The organism is Limosilactobacillus secundus (assembly GCF_020784695.1).
Lineage (GTDB): Bacteria > Bacillota > Bacilli > Lactobacillales > Lactobacillaceae > Limosilactobacillus > Limosilactobacillus reuteri_F.
In genome coordinates this window covers 12,333-29,565 of record NZ_JAJGUA010000044.1, presented here as the reverse complement: position 1 = coordinate 29,565, position 17,233 = coordinate 12,333, and the positions used below count along the sequence as shown (strand labels likewise).

Below are 17,233 nucleotides of genomic sequence, written 5' to 3'. Positions count from 1 at the left end.
TAAACTTAAGCTGGTTTAGGATGAATTAAAAATGCCCCACTCTTATTTAGAAAGTGTAAATAAGAGTGGGGTATTTTGTTATCTTTTTATAAAAATATTTATGCGAATTATTTGATTTATTTATAATGTATTTGTTACGATTATTACGATGATTAGTATCTGAGAAGATGAGCTCATGTAGATATTCGGCTATTATTTCATCATGCAAATTAAGTGTAAAGGAGGACTAATTTTTCTTGTTTGGTACTTGAGGAGCTGCAGGGTTATTTATGCCTTGTGAGAGAGAGGTTTTGACGATGCAAAAATTAGAGCAATTGATTGATAAAAACTTTGCTGAAACAGCTCATGGTAAGGTTGCAAACTATATTCCGATATTAGGAATTGTTGATCCGCAGCAACTGGGCATTGCCATTTATGACGTTGACGAGGACGAAATTGGGACCGCTGGAATGGCAGGAACGAGATTTGCGATTGAGAGCATCGCAAAGGTCGTAGCTTTAATATTAGCGATCAAGAGATTAGGACATAAGCGTGTCTTAGCAGAACTAGAAAATGGCTCGGCAGATTATAGCCTAAGTTCGGTACTATTAGATGATGAGTTGACCGAGCAGGTACACCGGGTAAATTACCTTAATAATTCCTCCGCCTTGTTAACGACAGCCTTAATTGACCAGTTGATGGGGCAAAATAGTTTTAATGCCCTTCTCGGTTTCTGCCGGGAGATTTGCAACGATCCATGTATCAGTTTAAATGAGCGTTTGTTTCGATCGGCAATTATGAATGATAAAGATATTCATGCGCTTGCTTATTATATGAAAGATAAGGATATCTTAGAGACTGTTGATCAAACGTTGATAACTTATTTTATGCAAAGCTCAATGATGGTGACATCGCAGAGTCTTGCTAACTTAGGAGCAGTTTTGGCAAATGATGGAATTAAACCTTGGGATAATGTGCGTCTTATTAACCATGAAGACAATGAGCTGGTGAAGAAATTATTAACAACAGTTGGTTCGTTTGAAGAATCAAAAGAATACACAATTAAAATTGAACTCCCTATTAAAAGTGGTACTGGCGGTGGCTTATTGGCTTGTGCCCCGCAAAAATGTGGTATTGGTATTTTTAGTCCAGCTCTTGACCAGCATGGTAATAGTTTAGCAGGAATGAGCTTATTACAAGATGTTGTCGATCAATTAGATTTAGTAGTTTAATAAAAGCGAGACCCGAAGAAATTCCTTCAAGTCTCGCTTTTTGTTAATGTAATTTTTCTTGGAATTTCTGTAAGTTACCAGGCGTTGGGGTTAAGTTAGTCCATTCTGGTGAAAGGAACTTACTATTGATTTGGTAATGTGGTTGCGGTTGCTTGTTAGAAATAAAACTATTAGTAGCTTTATCAACTTTTACCCAACCAGCCCAACCGATATGGATGGTATCTTCCATAAATCCAGGTTTATCACCATCATGAGAAAGATCCAAAATATGATTGAATCCTTGTTGACGAAGTTGGAATTTAATTTTTTCAACAGATTGGTAATACATATTCATATCCATCCCCGTGTACTTTTCCCACTTTGAATTAACTGGTGGGATGATAAAGAGGACATTTGAATTGGTATTCTTAAACTGATTCAAAACTACTTCCAGATCGCCATATTCTGGCGACTTAGTATAATTGAAATTCCGTTGAGATCCCTTTGTTTTCGCTAAGTTTTTCTTTACACGTTGCGTATAGAAGCTGTTTTTGATACCAAAACGGTTGTTATTAGTATCACGTGCGGCCTCATTCATTGCATCATTATAAAGTTCATTGTAATTGTAACGCTGAGGGAGTTCCTTAACGTTTGGTAAGATATGCTTGACATAGTTGTTATTTAATTGAAAACCAGAGAAGAGGGCATCTTCATGAACCAGCATATTAAGCCGGAAGCGGATAACTCCCATGTCAAAACTGCTAAGGGACTTTCCCTCTGCAATCTTTTTGGCATATGAAGAAACAGACCCATCTTTACCGAGCATTGCAATTAAGCGCGTTGCAACGTAGCGATCGTATGGTGATTTAGGATCAGCATGTTGAAGCCAATTAAGGTTAGCGAGTTCACCATTGTAGTACTTGAAAGCTGGTGGTTGAACACCCTGCTTGGTAAACCATTGTGGTGAAATGATATAGACTGCCTTATTATTTCTCATCTGCGTTTCCATTGAATTAATATTAAAGAATTGCGGAAGAGATTGAGTACCCCGTGAACCGAAGAGGAAGGGGGTATAGTTATGATAACGAGCAGCCATTACAGAAGGATGGAAACGATCCATTCGCCGTAATTCACTAGAACCAAAGAATGGAACATAGTGGGTGTGCTTATCACTGAGCGCTTGTTGTTTGATTGATTGGTTCTTAAAAACAACAGGACTTAGTGATACTGCAGCTTTATGTTCAATCGCCGCTGAGTGCTTTTTACTAATCGGCAGTGAAAACAAAAGAACTACTAATAGACAAGCGACAATCAGCGGGCCAAAGATTGACCACAGCTTTTTGCCATTATGCATTTTGGAGCTCCTTTACCCGTTCTTCAATCTTTTCAATAGTGTCCCATTGGCTACGGTCAAATTCTGAAACTGGTACTTGCACGCCAAAGGCATCTTGTAAACCAAGAAGAAGGCTAACAGTTGCCATTGAGTCTAAAAGCCCACTTTCAAAAAGGTTTTGACTTGCATCACTAAAGTCTGCAGTGTCCCGACCAGTTGCATCAGCTAAAATATTAATAATTTGTTCTTGCATAATTAAAATCCTCCTAAAATTATTTGAATAGATAAGTATCTAAGAACCCACTGAAGATCAAGAAAGTAAACATTACAAAGTTAAATGTGACAAAAATAGCAACTCCAGTAGTGAACTTATTATGTGGTAGCTGTTTTAAGTTTTTGCGCTTGAAACGCAGCCACCAGTCATTAACTACTAGGCCTAGACCTTGGAGAAAACCATAGAGAATATAATACCAGGTAATTCCATGCCAAAAGCCCATTAGTAACATATTAAGCATATATGCGGTTGATGACAAGGTATTTCGATTCTTAAACCACCGTTTTTTGGTAGCAAGAAAGACGAACCGCATAAAAATATAATCACGGAACCAGAAAGAAAGGCTAATGTGCCAACGATTCCAGAACTCTTTAAGGTTTTTTGATTTGAAAGGTTGCTTAAAGTTCATTGGGGTACGCACACCCATAAAGTAGCTAATAGCAACTGCAAACAAAGAATAACCAGCAAAGTCAAAGAATAAGTAAAGTCCGTAAGTGTACATAACACCGACTAAGTTCCAAGAAGGAAATGATGGATCAGCTAAGGCCGCTTTTTCAAAGAAGGGGTAAAAATGCTGACCAAAGAAATAACCGATGACAAATTTGTACAAGAACCCAAGGAATAAGTAGAAAATTCCCGTATTAACAAGATTCAAATATTCCTCGCGGGTGGGGACCTTTTTATAATCCTTTTCAAAACGCCGGTAACGATCAATTGGTCCAGAAGTAATGGTTGGCATGAACAGAATGAAACGAATGAACTTCCATGGGGAAATCTCCTTGATCATTCCATCACGCGTTTCAATTACTGTTCCGACTGCCCGGAAAGTTAAATAACTAATTCCCAAGAAACCAAGGAGAGAGTTATGACCAACCATTGCTGGTGAAAGCTTAACAATTACAATCGGCAAAATTGATAAGGCGGCAGTGAAGTAAAAAATACCACTTGAATTATTATTTTGCCGGTAGCGATGATAAGCCATCACAATAATTGTCTGGTAAATAACATAAGCAATTAATGAAATTCCTTGTTGCCAGCTTGAACCATCGAACATTAAGAAGATAAAAATGAAACTAATTAATGCTTCATACCAGCTAAACCTCTTCCCAAAGTAAAGGCCGATTCCCAACGGTAAAATAGCAAGAAGTAAGTAGAAGAAGTATACCGGGGTTCCATAAGCACTGAAATTAGGAAGGTTTGAAATCCAATCAATCATTACTTGTTAGCCTCAGCAATCATTTGTTTAACTGCAATCTTGCCATTTGCAGACATTGGAAATGATTCACGGTAAACGAATTGGGTAGGCATCATATATGGCATGATTAAGCCATCCAAGCTTTCACGAATCTGCTTTGTTAATCCAGCCGTATCTTCAGTCGCTTCGTTTGGAATAACATAAGCAATCAGGTGCGTAACTTTGCCGTCTTTATTATATTTCGGAACCGCAACTGCTTGTTTGATTAAAGGACTCTTTTCAAGGCTGGCACGAACTTCATCAAGTTCAATCCGGTAACCATGTAATTTAATTTGGAAATCCATGCGGCCTTTGTGGTGAAGTAAGCCATCGCTGTCAAGGGTACCTGCATCCCCAGTTCGGTAAGCAGGCACCCCATCAATCTTAAAGAATGCTTTAGCTGTTTTTTCTGGATTATTCATGTAGCCACGTGCCACACTATTACCACTGATTACAATTTCACCTTGTTCACCAGGAGTAGTGATTTCTTGATCGCCATTCCAAATGGATAATTTAACCCCTGGCTTTGCATAGCCAACTGGTAAGCGGTCATTATTTTCAATTATTTCAGGCGTAATCTCAATTCCTGATACGGCAACCGTTGTTTCAGTCGGACCATAAGTGTTAAAAATTTGGGCATCTGGGAATCGTTGGTGTAATCCTTTGGCAGTTTTTACTGTTAATTCTTCACCACAGAAGAGAAAGGTCTTCAAACTTGGCATTTTTTGTTGGTTAAATGCCGGGCTAAGCATTAACATATCAGCAAAGGATGGCGTCCCTACAAATACCTCAAGATCAAGGCTTGGTAAAGCAGTAAACAGCTGACCAAAATTCTCAACAACTTCGTGAGGAAGCGCCTTGATTGTCCCACCATTAAGTAGTGCTGGTAACCAGTACATATTCGAAAGATCAAATGAATATGGTGGTTGCCCTAAGAAATTAGCATGTGCTTTGATCTTAAATTCATCGCTTAACATCCAGTCGATGAAAGTCATAAAGTTATCGTGACTAACTTCAACCCCTTTTGGCGAACCGGTAGTTCCAGATGTAAAGAGAACATAAGCTAGTTCGTCACCATTAATCATTGCTGAAGTATTAAAAGTTTGTGGTGTTGCCAAAATTTTTTCAAGCTGTTGATGATCGACAATTGGGGCCTCAAATTGAAGATCATTACTTGGGAAATCATTAACAGCAATAATCATCGCTGGTTTAGCAGTATTCAAGATTGATTGCATCCGTGGAATTGCTGAATCGTTGGACACTGGAATATAAGTGTGCCCAGCTTTTAGTGCTGCTAAAAAGCTAATAATCATTTCAACTTGATGATCACCATATACGAGAATCGGACTACGATCAGGCAAAGATTGAGTACTAAGCCATGCCGCTAAAGTATCAACTGCTGAGCTTAAGTCCGCATAAGTGGTCGTTTTACCCATTTCATCATATGCGATCCGCGTTGAGTTGTCCTTGGCAATTTGCTCAAAGACGGTAATAATATTCTTACTCATATATTATCTATTTCCTCCGCATTAAAATTCGTTGTAGATAAATGGCTCTTGGCCTGCTCCATAATAACCATAAAGGTAGATTAATAAAAGAAGCACTACAAAGTAAAATAATGTTTTTAAGATGAATTGTAATGCAGGATGGCGTTGAATAATCTGAGCCATAGTTCTCCTTCTCTCATCTTTATAAATTTGTAATTGACATTCATATCAAGAATACCATTAATTATGCATCTCGGCTAATAGGGTGAGTTACTTTCACCTTACTATAAAATCCTTAAGGAAAAATTAATGAAATGTTCAAAAATAAGAATGCTTATTGCCTTAAAATTATAACTTTTTCTGAGCTAATTGTAACTATAAAAATATAAACTTTATTTATAATTTTATATGACATGACAATGATGGACTAATGTAACAATAATTGCAAGAAGCGCTTATTTTCGATAAGATTAAGCGGTAGATACTAGTGAGAATTAAGGAGACGAACGCTCGATGATTAAGGGGATTGGAATCGATATAACCGAGATTGAACGAGTTAAGAAAGCTGCGACAGCGCATTCTCAATTCATCCAGCATGTATTGACACCGACTGAACTAGAACAATATAGTCAATTTAGCGGTCAGCGCTCAGCAGAATATCTTGCTGGTCGGTGGTCACTAAAGGAATCTTTTGCTAAAGCATACGGAACGGGGATTGGTGCTAAACTAGGCTTTCATGATATTGAAATCATTGATAACCAATATGGTGCGCCGATTGTGACTAAATCGCCGTATAATGGTAATGCTCATGCTTCAGTGAGTCATACTGCCACATTAGTAATGACAGAAGTAATTTTAGAAAGTGAGAATAAATAAATGGTTAATGGTCGTTTGCGAGATACATCATTAATAGTGGACTTAGATGCATTACGTCATAATATTCAAGAACAGAAAAAAGTATTGCCCCCCAATAATAGGATTCTTGCCGTTGTAAAAGCAAATGCTTATGGCAATGGATTGATTCCAGTTGCCCAAACAGCAATGACTAGTGGTGCAAGTGGGTTATGCGTGGCGATTTTAGATGAAGCATTAGAATTACGGGATAACGGTATTGAAGCCATGACGCTTGTCCTTGGAATTACGCCAGTTGAAGATGCATTGATTGCTGCTCAAGCCGGAGTTTCTTTAACGGTCGGCTCCTTAGATTGGCTTGAACAATACCATCAGTTAGCACAAGTTGCCAAGCCTAAGAAACCATTAAAGGTTCATCTTGGGATTGATTCAGGAATGGGTCGGATTGGTTTTACAGAGGTAGATACATTTAAGCAAGCTGTTAAGTTGCTTGATAGTCCTGAATTTGAATTTGAAGGGATGTTTACCCATTTTGCAACTGCTGATAGTCCTGATGAAAATTACTTTAATCAGCAGGTCCAACGTTGGCATCAATTTATTGCTAGCCTTGATGAACTGCCACCGTATGTTCATATGGCAAATTCGGCGACCGGTTTATGGCATCGGAAGACAATCACTGCTAACACAATTCGCATGGGTATTTCAATGTATGGACAAAACCCATCTGGACGTGACTTGGAATTAACGCTTGATTTACAGCCCGTTAGTTCATTAGTTTCATCAATTTCTTTTGTTAAGCAGTTAAAGGCAGGGAGATCTGTCAGCTATGGTGCCACTTATACGGCGGAGCAAGATGAATGGTTAGCCACCTTGCCAATTGGTTATGCTGACGGTTATCCACGGTGTATGACTGGTTATAAAGTATTAGTTGACGGTCAATTTTGTGATATTGCCGGACGAGTATGTATGGATCAAATGATGATTCGCCTTCCTAAGTATTACCCAGTCGGCACTCCAGTAGTATTGATGGGCAAGTCCGGTGATCAAGAAATTACAGCAACTGATTTAGCTGAGCAGGCTGGAACTATTAACTATGAAATCCTAACTAATATTAGTAATCGGGTTCATCGCATTTATCGCCAAAGTAATTAATTAAGGGAAGCGAAGGTAATGACAAAACGAAAAGTAAAACGGGGTGACATCTATTACGCAGACTTATCCCCGGTAATTGGATCGGAACAGGGTGGTGTACGTCCAGTCCTGATCCTTCAAAATGACGTGGGAAATCATTATAGTCCAACAGTAATCATTGCTGCGATTACTGCCCAAATGCAAAAAAAGAAGATGCCTACTCATGTCCAACTAAAAGGTAAGTCGTTACCATTAACTCATGATTCGGTCATTTTATTGGAGCAATTACGTACGATTGATAAACAACGATTGAAAGACCGAATTGCTCACTTATCGCCAGAGACAATGGCAAAAGTGGATAAAGCATTAACAATTAGTGTGGGGTTGAATGCTGCCTATGATGAAAATAAATGAGTTTGACAATTTGTGTCAGAACTCGTATACTCACTATTAAATTAATCACGGTTCTTTTAATGTAGCCCAGAGAGACTACAAAAGACAAAGTAATATAAGCATAGTGGACACAAAACTATGCTTCCTCTTTTGTAAAGCTCTAGGACCATTAAAGGGACTAGAGCTTTTTAGGTCTAAGGAGGATATCTTGTGAAAGAGCAAAAAGGGACAACGGTTTTTAGTATTCCAATGAAGAACCGAAAAACTAATACTTGGGATATGTTTGCCACGTGGGTCGGCGCAAATGCCAATAATGGGACATGGTTTGTCGGCGGAGTGCTCGCCGCTTGTGGATTTTCGGTTGCCATGAAGGTCTTAGTATTGTCATCTGCCTTATCATATGTATTTTTAAGTTTGGTAGGTTACATTGGTTATAAAACAGGAGTATCGACGATGACTTTAAGTCGTGCTTCATTTGGTGAACGGGGCAGTTATCTCCCATCATTAGTTAATATTACCCAATTTATTGGTTGGACAGCGGTTAATACTTTTATTGCTGCCCAATCGGTAAGCATTCTTTTCCATGACTTATTAGGATGGCCTGTGTGGGGACAGCATGGCGGCTATTTAGGGCTAGTAGTCGGGATTATTATCATGAGCATTCTCCATATTATTAGTGTTTCTAGCGGATCACGTTCAGTTCAAATGATTGAACGCTTAGGGATAATTCTTGTTCTTGTATTCGTCATTTGGGAGTCAGTAGCTGTTTTTCGAACCGTTTCCTTCAGTCAAATTGTAAATTGGCATGTTCCTGCGCAATCAAAAATGGCAGTCGGCGCGGCAGTCGATTACGTAGCAGCTTTTAATTTAGCCTGGGTAACTGCCGGTGCTGATTTCACTCGCTTTACTGCTAAAGAAAAGAATGCGACTTTGACGCCATTTCTTGGTGCTTTACTAGGGGTTGTATGGTTTGCTTTTATCGGCTTGATTTCAACAATTAGTATTGCAATTTCAAGTGGGGGATATAATGCAAATAACTCCGATCCGTCAACGATTGCTAGTAAATTAGGGCTAGGGATAGTTGCCCTCCTTGTTATTATTTTGACATCGATGACGGCAAATGCTGTTAACTTATTAGCGGCTGGATCTGCTCTTTCAAATATCTTTACAAAGCTCAAATTAAAGTATTCATTATGGATCGTAGTATTGCTTGCGACAGTTGTGACCTTTATCCCAATGTTTGTCGGTAGTTTCTTGAGTGCTTTTGAATCGTTCCTTGATTATGTGGGGATGGTATTAGGACCTACGATTGCCATTATTTGTACTGATTTTTATTTCCGCGCTCACCGGCAATACGATGTTGATGAATTAGGTAAAGTTGGTGGGAAATATTGGTATCGCGGCGGCGTCAACTGGGTAGCAATTATTGTTTTTGCTATCGGGGTTGCTTTCTTCTTAGGTGTTCATCAGTTGCCAATCTTCGTAAATACGATTGGGGCCACATTTATTGATATGTGTTTGAGTGGTATTCTATATTATGGAATTATGTTGCTGGTTGACCGAAAGGAAGATGAATTATGCTATTAAAAAATGTCCATGTTGATAATCATGAAGAAGTAGTCGATGTTCGAATTATCAATGGAAAATTTAGTGAGATTAAGGCTAACTTAACGCCCCATGACGGTGAAGAAATTATTGATGGTAAAGAAAATTTACTTTTACCACCATTTGTTGATTCTCATGTTCACTTAGACGCTACACTTACTGCTGGTCAGCCAGAATGGAATGAAACGGGAACTTTATTTGATGGTATCCGGATTTGGAGTGAGCGGAAACAAGATTTAACTAAGAAAGATGTTAAATCGCGTGCGAAAAAGACATTACTAAATATGGTTGGTCATGGAATGCAACACGTACGGAGCCATGTTGATGTGACTGATCCTCATTTAATTGCCGCCCGTGCTCTTCTTGAATTGCGTGAAGAATTAAAAGACCAGATCGACTTGCAGTTGGTTGCATTTCCACAAGAAGGTATTCTTAGCTATCCTCATGGACGTGAACTAATGGAACAGGCGGTCAAAGAAGGATTAGATGTCGTTGGTGGTATTCCCCATTTTGAATTTACAACTGAATATGGTTGGCAATCCGTCCATTTCTTAATGGCTCTCGCGGATAAGTATGATCGTTTAGTTGACGTTCACTGTGATGAAATCGATGACCCAGCTTCGCGTAATCTTGAAGTTTTAGCGACCGAAGCTTATGAACGAGGGATGAAGGATCGGGTCACAGCAAGTCATACGACAGCGATGGGATCATATAATGATGCTTATACTTATAAATTATTCCGTCTATTAAAGATGAGTGATATTAACTTTGTATCTAATCCATTAGTCAATGTTCACCTTGGCGGCCGCTTCGATACTTACCCAAAGCGTCGCGGCGTTACCCGGATTAAGGAATTAACAGGAGCGGGGATTAATGTTTCCTTTGGTGAGGATGATATCCAAGATCCGTGGAATCCCCTCGGTGATGGTAACATGTTAGATGCAGTTACGATGGGTGTTTATATTGCTCACTTGATGGGGTATCACCAACTGCAAGATGCCTTTAATTACGTAACCTATAACGGTGCTAAGACATTGCATATTAGTGATAATTATGGAATTGAAGTAGGAAAACCTGCAAACTGTATCTTATTGAATGCCCACGACTTTTATAATGCCCTTAATAAGCATGTTGAAGTTCTTTATAATATTCGACATGGGAAGGTTCTTGCCGAGACGAAACCAGCTGAAACCAAAGTTAATATCAAATAAAATTAAAAAAATCTCATAATAGTTATTGACAAGTTAGGGAATGACCGGTATATTATATCCAACAATTAAATTTAGATTAGAAAAACGTTGAAGGAAATAACGATTTGAAATTGGTGACAGAGAATTAGCGGGTGGTGTGAGCTGATCGAGATTTCTAATTGTTAATCGTTCCTGAGTTACCGGCTGAAACCAAGTAAGCTGAGGTTGGCTGCCATCCATTATTTTGGCCACAAATGATTGTTTGTGAATGAGAGGATTGACTACGAGTTGATCAAAGTAGGATGGTACCGCGCAGAAGCGTTCTTACAATTGCGATAAAGCAATGTAAGGACGCTTTTTTCTTTCTAAATTTTAAGAAAATATTTTGTCTTGGAGGTAATTATTATGACTGAATTAAACGCACGACAGGAAGAATTTGCTAAGGCTCTTTTTGAAGCTTATGACACTAATACGCCGTTGAAAGAGGAAGAATGGAAAGACGTTGTTACTGATGATGAAACCGCATATGCAGTTCAAGATGCGGTAGTAAAGTTAAAAGGAAAGCCAACTGCAGGCTATAAAGTTTCGTTAACTAGTAAAGAAACTCAAGACATGTTTGATGCTGATTCACCATTGTACGGACAACAAGTTGCTGAACGATTCCTACAATCACCAGCGGATGTTGACTTGCAGATGTTAAACGAACCGCTATTAGAAGTTGAATTAACCTTCCGTGCAAAAGAAGACTTGCAGCCGAGTGATACATTAGAAGATTTATTTCAGAAAGTAACTGTTGCGGGAGCCTTAGAATTGCCTGATGCACGTTTTGTCGACTGGTTTCCAGATTTAGGAAAATATAATGTAATGGCTGATTGTGCTGTTGGTGGTCTTGTTGTATATGGTGAAGAACATGATGCAGATAGTGTGTTTGAAAACGTTGACGATGCTGCTAATGTTCATGCCGTTTTATTCAAAGATGGTGAGAAATTAAAAGAAGGGGTATCATCAGAAGTTTTGGGCAATCCCTTTAAGTCTCTTCAATGGTTAGTGCAAAAATTAGCTGAACAAGGAAAAGCATTTACCAAGGGTCAAATGGTATCATCTGGAACATTTGTCTTACCACCTAAGCTCACTGCTGGTAAGTGGGAAGTTGAGTTCGATAGCGGTTTAGGAAACGTTGTGGTTAATGCAAAATAAGTGTTGAAAGCAGGTGGGAAAATTGGGTGAGGAATCGCCAACGGAAATTAATATTTTGAAAATTAAAAAGCGATCTGTGGTTAAGTTAATCACAGGTCGCTTTAAGATTTAATAACTTTGGTGCAAGTCTTCAATTTCTGAAACTTCCAACCCTTTTTTCTCAAGTCGTTTAACAATTCGTTCCATCTTTTCTTTAGTAACATCAGCAGGCAACGTGTATAAGACTCGTTTCATTGTTTCGTCTTCTGGATCGAGCGAAATGACATTTACGATCTGACAAAAACGAGTGATTTCTTTGGCAGCCGTTACCAGTGCTCCCCGTTCATCAGGAGTGATAACAGTTAAAACATAACTCCCATTATTCACGTTCCAGCCAGCAGCTAACATTCGTAAAAGACTATTATGGGTTAAGATTCCATAAAACTGGTTATTGTTATCCAATACCGCAATATATGGAAGATCGCGAATAGCGAAGAAGATAGAGAAGAAAGCCGCATTAATTGAGATGAATTTAGTGGCATTCTTTAATAATGCAGTTACCGGTAAGTGCATATCCCCCTGTCGTGCTTTATGCCGGTAAAGATGCATTTTATAAATATTTCCCCGAAAAATCTTTCCTGACTTATCGAGAACTGGTACACACCGATAACCGGTATCCTCCAAGATGGTCAGAGCCTCATCTAATGTCGCTGTTTCTGGAAGAGTTGTTAAGGTTGCTTTGGGTTTGATTAATGAATTGAAAATCATAATTAACATCCTTTTTATCGATTAAATGCACTCACTATAATAACACATTTCTATCAAAAGGATTAGAAAAAGATTAGAAGATTTATGCTGCTAATTCAAATTAGTATGCTGAAAAAAGTAACATAGGGTATAATACTAGTTAAAATTTATGCTGGACGGGAAGAGTGACCGTGCGGCTTTTTTGCGTGAAAGGAATGAAAGAACAATGAAAATGATTGTTGGTTTAGGAAATATTGGGACGCGGTATGATGAGACCCGTCATAATACTGGCTTTATGGTGGTTGATCAACTAGCACGAGATTATCACCTGGGAGCATTCACCCACCTAAAACAAGAAGCAGTAGCAGTTAGTGGGGTAATTAATGGTGAAAAAGTAATGTTAGTCAAGCCAACGACGTTCATGAATGATTCAGGACGAGCAGTCGGACCATTAGTAGATTATTATGGTATTGACTTGGATGATCTCGTAATTGTTAATGACGACTTGGATATGCCTGTTGGCAAAGTACGTTTAAAAACACATGGGGCTTCTGGTGGTCATAATGGGCTTAAAAGTATTATCAGCGCGTTGGGAACCAAGAACTTTAACCGGGTAAAAGTAGGAATTGACCATCCCCAACATGGAACGGTGGTTAGTCACGTCTTAGGTAAATTTTCTAAAGAAGAACGACCTAAATTTGACCAAGCCGTTGAACACGCTGAGCATGCATTAGAAGACTGGATTAATGGAGAAGACTTTGCCAAGTTAATGAATACCTATAACTAAAATAGAAAGGTGGCGTTGATGGTGCAAATAGAAAATCTAATCGAGAAGACGCCATCATTTAAACAAATTACGGCTGATCTCCAACCAAAAAACCATCAATTGATAACAGGGATTTCTGGATCGGCGCGAACAGAATTACTGAGTGCCCTTTCTAAAGAAGGACAGCAACCAATTCTAGTGGTGACCGACACAATTTCCCATATGCAGGAATTAGCTAGTGACTTAGAGAACCTTCTTCCTGCCAGTCGTGTTTACCAATTTCCGGTTGAAGAGGTTTTAGCGGCAGAAGTAGCAACTAGTTCTCCTAACTATCGTCTTCAGCGGGTTCTGGCCTTAAATGCGTTGATTAATAAAGAACCAGCAGTTGTGGTTGCATCTGCTGCGGGGTTACGGCGCAATATTATTTCACCAGAATACTTTGCCCAGTCCTCGTTAAAGATTAAGACTGGCGGAGAAGTGGATCCAGCTAAAATTCGGCAACAATTAAACGCAATGGGGTACCAATCTCAAAAAATGGTCTTGCGGCCTGGTGATTTTGCAATTCGTGGGTCGATTATTGATATCTATGCCTTAAATACCGATAATCCGGTTAGAATTGATCTTTTTGATACAGAAGTTGATTCACTCCGGTATTTTGATGCTAGTACCCAGCGGAGTATTGATAATGTTGAAGAAGTTCAGATACTACCAGCGACAGATTTTATTATCCCGGGGACTGAATTTTCGCGGGTGTATGAAGCGCTAGATACTGAATATAAAAAAGTAGTGAAGGAGTTAAGTGCTGATGATGCTGATATTGAACAGCAGGTGGCTAACCGCTTTGAACCATTATTAAACGCGCTTAAGAACCAGCACTTGCCTAATGAACTTTTAGAATTTAGCAATCTGGTTTATCCGGCGAAGCATTCCTTATTTGATTATCTTCCTGATAATGGGACGATTTACTTTGATGACCTGACACGGATAAAGCAATTTGCCAAGCAGATGACTCAAGAAGATGCAGGTTGGTTTAAAGATAAGGTTGCTCACCATCAATTAACGGATGTTCCAGATCTTAGCAATGACGTCTCGGCCATAATAAAAAAAGACCCGCATCCGCAAATTTATGGCGCTTTATTTAAAAAAGGTCTCGGTAATATTAAGCTTAGCCAAATTACCGACCTAAAAAGCAGAACCATGCAACGTTTCTTTGGTCAAATGCCACTACTGAAAGCCGAACTTCAGCGGTGGATTGATCAAGGGCAAACAGTAGTACTGATGGCAAATAGTCCAGAACGGCGAAAGCAGATTGCTCAAACGCTTGCTGACTTTGATATCACCGCAACTGAAACTGAATTAACAAATATCGAGCCGAATGTTGTTCAAATTGTTGCTGCTAACTTAAACAATGGATTTGAAATGCCGCTTGCTGGGCTGGTTGTTATTACAGAAAGTGAGATGTTTAAGCAGGTAAAAAAGGTTCATCATCGTCCACAAAAACTTGCCAATGCCGAACGTTTAAAAAATTATACTGATCTTAAACCGGGTGACTACGTAGTTCATGTCAACCATGGAATTGGGATTTTTAGTGGAATTAAGACGATGGAAGTTGACCATGTTCATCAAGACTACATGATCATCAATTACCGGGATAACGCTCAGATATATGTTCCAGTAACCCAGCTAAACCTTGTCCAAAAGTATGTCTCATCAGAATCTAAGACCCCGCATATCAATAAGCTTGGCGGTAACGAGTGGGCAAAGACTAAACGGCGCGTTTCTTCAAAGATTGAAGATATCGCTGATGAATTAGTTGACTTATATGCTAAGCGAGAGGCGGAGAAGGGGTATGCTTTTCCGAAAGACGATTATCTCCAAAAACAATTTGATGCTAATTTCCCGTATAATGAGACTCGTGATCAGTTGCGGAGTATTAATGAAATTAAAGAGGATATGGAGAAGCCAAAGCCGATGGATCGACTATTGGTAGGGGATGTCGGCTATGGTAAAACCGAGGTTGCAATGCGGGCAATTTTTAAGGCGGTCACTGGAGGAAAGCAGGTTGCCTTCCTTGTGCCAACAACTGTTCTTGCCCAGCAACACTTCAACACCCTCATGCGCCGGTTTGAAGGCTTCCCAATCAACATTGCCTTGATGTCACGTTTCAAGACGCCCAAAGAGCTAAAAGAGACAGAAGCAGGGTTAAAGGATGGAAGCGTTGATGTTGTTGTTGGGACTCACCGAATCCTATCAAAAGATGTTGAATTTAAGGACCTTGGGCTATTAATTGTTGATGAGGAACAGCGATTTGGAGTAAAACATAAGGAAAAACTAAAGCAATTAAAAAATAATGTTGATGTTTTAACCTTAACGGCAACCCCAATCCCCCGGACCTTGCACATGTCAATGCTGGGCGTACGGGACTTATCAGTTCTTGAGACCCCGCCTGCTGGGCGTTACCCAATCCAAACCTATGTAATGGAGCAAAATAGTGGTGCAATTCGCGATGGGATTATTCGTGAAATGCAACGTGGCGGACAGGTTTATTACCTTCATAATCGCGTTCATGACATCGAAGAGACTGTGGCATGGTTACAAGACCTTGTTCCTGAAGCCCGGATTGGCTATATTAATGGTCAGATGAGTGAAAATGAACTGGAGACAGTCCTCTATGAGTTTATTCAAGGAAATTATGATGTATTAGTGACTACCTCGATTATTGAAACGGGGGTTGATATTCCAAATGCTAACACCCTCTTTGTTGAAAATGCTGATCGGATGGGGTTAGCACAGCTATATCAGATTCGCGGACGGATTGGTCGCAGTAATCGGGTGGCTTATGCTTACTTTATGTATCAACCTAATAAGGTCCTAACCGAATTAGGAGAAAAGCGGCTGGCTGCAATTCGTGATTTTACAGAGTTGGGATCTGGATTTAAGATTGCGATGCGTGATCTTGCTATTCGTGGAGCTGGTAACCTCTTGGGAAAACAGCAGCATGGATTTATCGATTCTGTTGGTTATGACCTATATTCGGCGATGCTTAGTGATGCGGTGGCTAAAAAGCAGGGTAAGAAGCAAACTATTCACTCCGATGCTGAAGTTGAGTTAGGGGTTGAAGCTTACCTGCCAACGGATTATATTGCAGACCAACGACAAAAGATCGAATTATATAAAACAATTCGCCAAGCTAAGACAGATGAAGAAGTTATTGATATTCAAGGTGACTTGATTGATCGGTTTGGCGATTACCCAGCACCGGTCGGAACGCTATTACTTGTAAGTCAATTGAAGAATCATGCTGATCTAGCGATGATTGCTGAGATTAAACGGCAACGGGATAATATTAATATTAAGTTTACCGAACGTGCTAGTCGCTTGATTAAAGCTCCGGCAATAATTAAGGAGTTAGCTAATACGCGGTTCAAAGCGACAATTGGTGAGGCCGATCAGCAACTAACGATTCGGCTGGTTATCCAACCCAAAATGACAACTGATGATTGGCTTCACCAGCTACTACAATTTGTAACGGCTTTAGGAAACGTTATTCAAGCCGATGAAAAAGGAGCGGAAAAATGAGATTAGATAAATTTTTAAAAGTATCACGAATTATTAAACGTCGATCAATTGCTAAGGAAATTGCGGACCAAGGACGGATCTTAATTAATAGTCAACCAGCAAAGTCATCCAGTCGGGTAGCGGTTGGGGATACTTTAACAATTAAGTTTGGTAATAAGACAGAGACGGTTAAGATTAATCGGATTGTTGAAACAACTAAAAAGAGTGAAGCGGAAGATATGTATGAAATTGTTGATGAAACTTATGCAGAATCTTTTGACCAACTATAATGTCTTC

Annotated in this window: 16 protein-coding genes; 10 read left to right on the top strand and 6 right to left on the bottom strand. The window is 39.4% G+C overall.

Translation table 11 applies throughout. The annotated features are described in order from the left end of the window. The first annotated feature begins 269 nt into the window (after positions 1-269). Positions 270-1,211, top strand: coding sequence for a glutaminase (locus LMB57_RS08500; RefSeq protein WP_324255234.1), 942 nt, complete (start codon positions 270-272; stop codon positions 1,209-1,211). Positions 1,212-1,254: 43 nt separating this feature from the next. On the opposite strand, the gene dltD is transcribed toward LMB57_RS08500, so the two are convergent. The 5 genes from dltD to dltX are packed head-to-tail and all read right to left on the bottom strand — an operon-like array spanning position 1,255 to position 5,701. Then, the gene (gene dltD, locus LMB57_RS08495; protein WP_229271044.1) at positions 1,255-2,544 is read right to left on the bottom strand and encodes a D-alanyl-lipoteichoic acid biosynthesis protein DltD; all 1,290 of its coding nucleotides are present in this window, start codon (positions 2,542-2,544) and stop codon (positions 1,255-1,257) included. After that, complete coding sequence (gene dltC, locus LMB57_RS08490; protein WP_003665624.1) at positions 2,537-2,776, bottom strand: D-alanine--poly(phosphoribitol) ligase subunit DltC; 240 nt, start codon at positions 2,774-2,776, stop codon at positions 2,537-2,539. The genes dltD and dltC overlap by 8 nt, the downstream gene beginning before the upstream one ends. A 19-nt stretch (positions 2,777-2,795) precedes the next feature. Then, positions 2,796-4,013 (bottom strand): D-alanyl-lipoteichoic acid biosynthesis protein DltB, encoded by a 1,218-nt coding sequence (gene dltB / locus LMB57_RS08485; protein ID WP_229271043.1) that lies wholly within the window; start codon positions 4,011-4,013, stop codon positions 2,796-2,798. Beyond that, positions 4,013-5,539 (bottom strand): D-alanine--poly(phosphoribitol) ligase subunit DltA, encoded by a 1,527-nt coding sequence (gene dltA / locus LMB57_RS08480; RefSeq protein ID WP_229271042.1) that lies wholly within the window; start codon positions 5,537-5,539, stop codon positions 4,013-4,015. The genes dltB and dltA overlap by 1 nt, the downstream gene beginning before the upstream one ends. Positions 5,540-5,560: 21 nt before the next feature. Beyond that, a complete protein-coding gene (dltX, locus tag LMB57_RS08475; RefSeq protein ID WP_003671255.1) occupies positions 5,561-5,701 on the bottom strand; it encodes a teichoic acid D-Ala incorporation-associated protein DltX in 141 nt (46 codons plus the stop codon). Positions 5,702-6,031: 330 nt separating this feature from the next. Here dltX and acpS point away from each other — a divergent pair, with 330 nt between their 5' ends. The 6 genes from acpS (at position 6,032) to LMB57_RS08445 (ending at position 11,886) form a co-directional block, all read left to right on the top strand. Beyond that, complete coding sequence (gene acpS, locus LMB57_RS08470) at positions 6,032-6,394, top strand: holo-ACP synthase (RefSeq protein WP_229271041.1); 363 nt, start codon at positions 6,032-6,034, stop codon at positions 6,392-6,394. Continuing rightward, positions 6,395-7,522, top strand: a complete 1,128-nt coding sequence (alr, locus tag LMB57_RS08465) for an alanine racemase (RefSeq protein WP_229271040.1) — start codon at positions 6,395-6,397, stop codon at positions 7,520-7,522. Positions 7,523-7,540: 18 nt separating this feature from the next. After that, positions 7,541-7,915 carry a type II toxin-antitoxin system PemK/MazF family toxin gene (locus LMB57_RS08460; RefSeq protein ID WP_003667249.1) on the top strand — a complete coding sequence of 125 codons (375 nt, stop codon included), beginning with the start codon at positions 7,541-7,543 and terminating at the stop codon, positions 7,913-7,915. Between the two features lie 189 nt (positions 7,916-8,104). Beyond that, positions 8,105-9,481 carry a cytosine permease gene (locus LMB57_RS08455; RefSeq protein ID WP_229271039.1) on the top strand — a complete coding sequence of 459 codons (1,377 nt, stop codon included), beginning with the start codon at positions 8,105-8,107 and terminating at the stop codon, positions 9,479-9,481. Continuing rightward, entirely contained in the window at positions 9,472-10,710 is a 1,239-nt protein-coding gene (gene codA, locus LMB57_RS08450) for a cytosine deaminase (protein WP_229271038.1), read from the top strand. The genes LMB57_RS08455 and codA overlap by 10 nt, the downstream gene beginning before the upstream one ends. Before the next feature lie 384 nt (positions 10,711-11,094). Next, entirely contained in the window at positions 11,095-11,886 is a 792-nt protein-coding gene (locus tag LMB57_RS08445; RefSeq protein WP_229271037.1) for a 2-keto-4-pentenoate hydratase, read from the top strand. Between the two features lie 108 nt (positions 11,887-11,994). Here LMB57_RS08445 and cbpA read toward each other — a convergent pair whose 3' ends face one another. Beyond that, a complete protein-coding gene (cbpA, locus tag LMB57_RS08440) occupies positions 11,995-12,633 on the bottom strand; it encodes a cyclic di-AMP binding protein CbpA (RefSeq protein WP_229271036.1) in 639 nt (212 codons plus the stop codon). A gap of 205 nt (positions 12,634-12,838) precedes the next feature. On the opposite strand from cbpA, the gene pth reads away from it, so the two are divergent. The 3 genes from pth to LMB57_RS08425 are packed head-to-tail and all read left to right on the top strand — an operon-like array spanning position 12,839 to position 17,226. Continuing rightward, a complete protein-coding gene (gene pth, locus LMB57_RS08435) occupies positions 12,839-13,399 on the top strand; it encodes an aminoacyl-tRNA hydrolase (protein WP_229271035.1) in 561 nt (186 codons plus the stop codon). A gap of 18 nt (positions 13,400-13,417) precedes the next feature. Then, the gene (gene mfd, locus LMB57_RS08430; protein WP_229271034.1) at positions 13,418-16,957 is read left to right on the top strand and encodes a transcription-repair coupling factor; all 3,540 of its coding nucleotides are present in this window, start codon (positions 13,418-13,420) and stop codon (positions 16,955-16,957) included. Beyond that, complete coding sequence (locus tag LMB57_RS08425) at positions 16,954-17,226, top strand: RNA-binding S4 domain-containing protein (protein WP_229271033.1); 273 nt, start codon at positions 16,954-16,956, stop codon at positions 17,224-17,226. Before mfd ends, LMB57_RS08425 begins: the two co-directional genes overlap by 4 nt. Positions 17,227-17,233 lie beyond the last annotated feature (7 nt).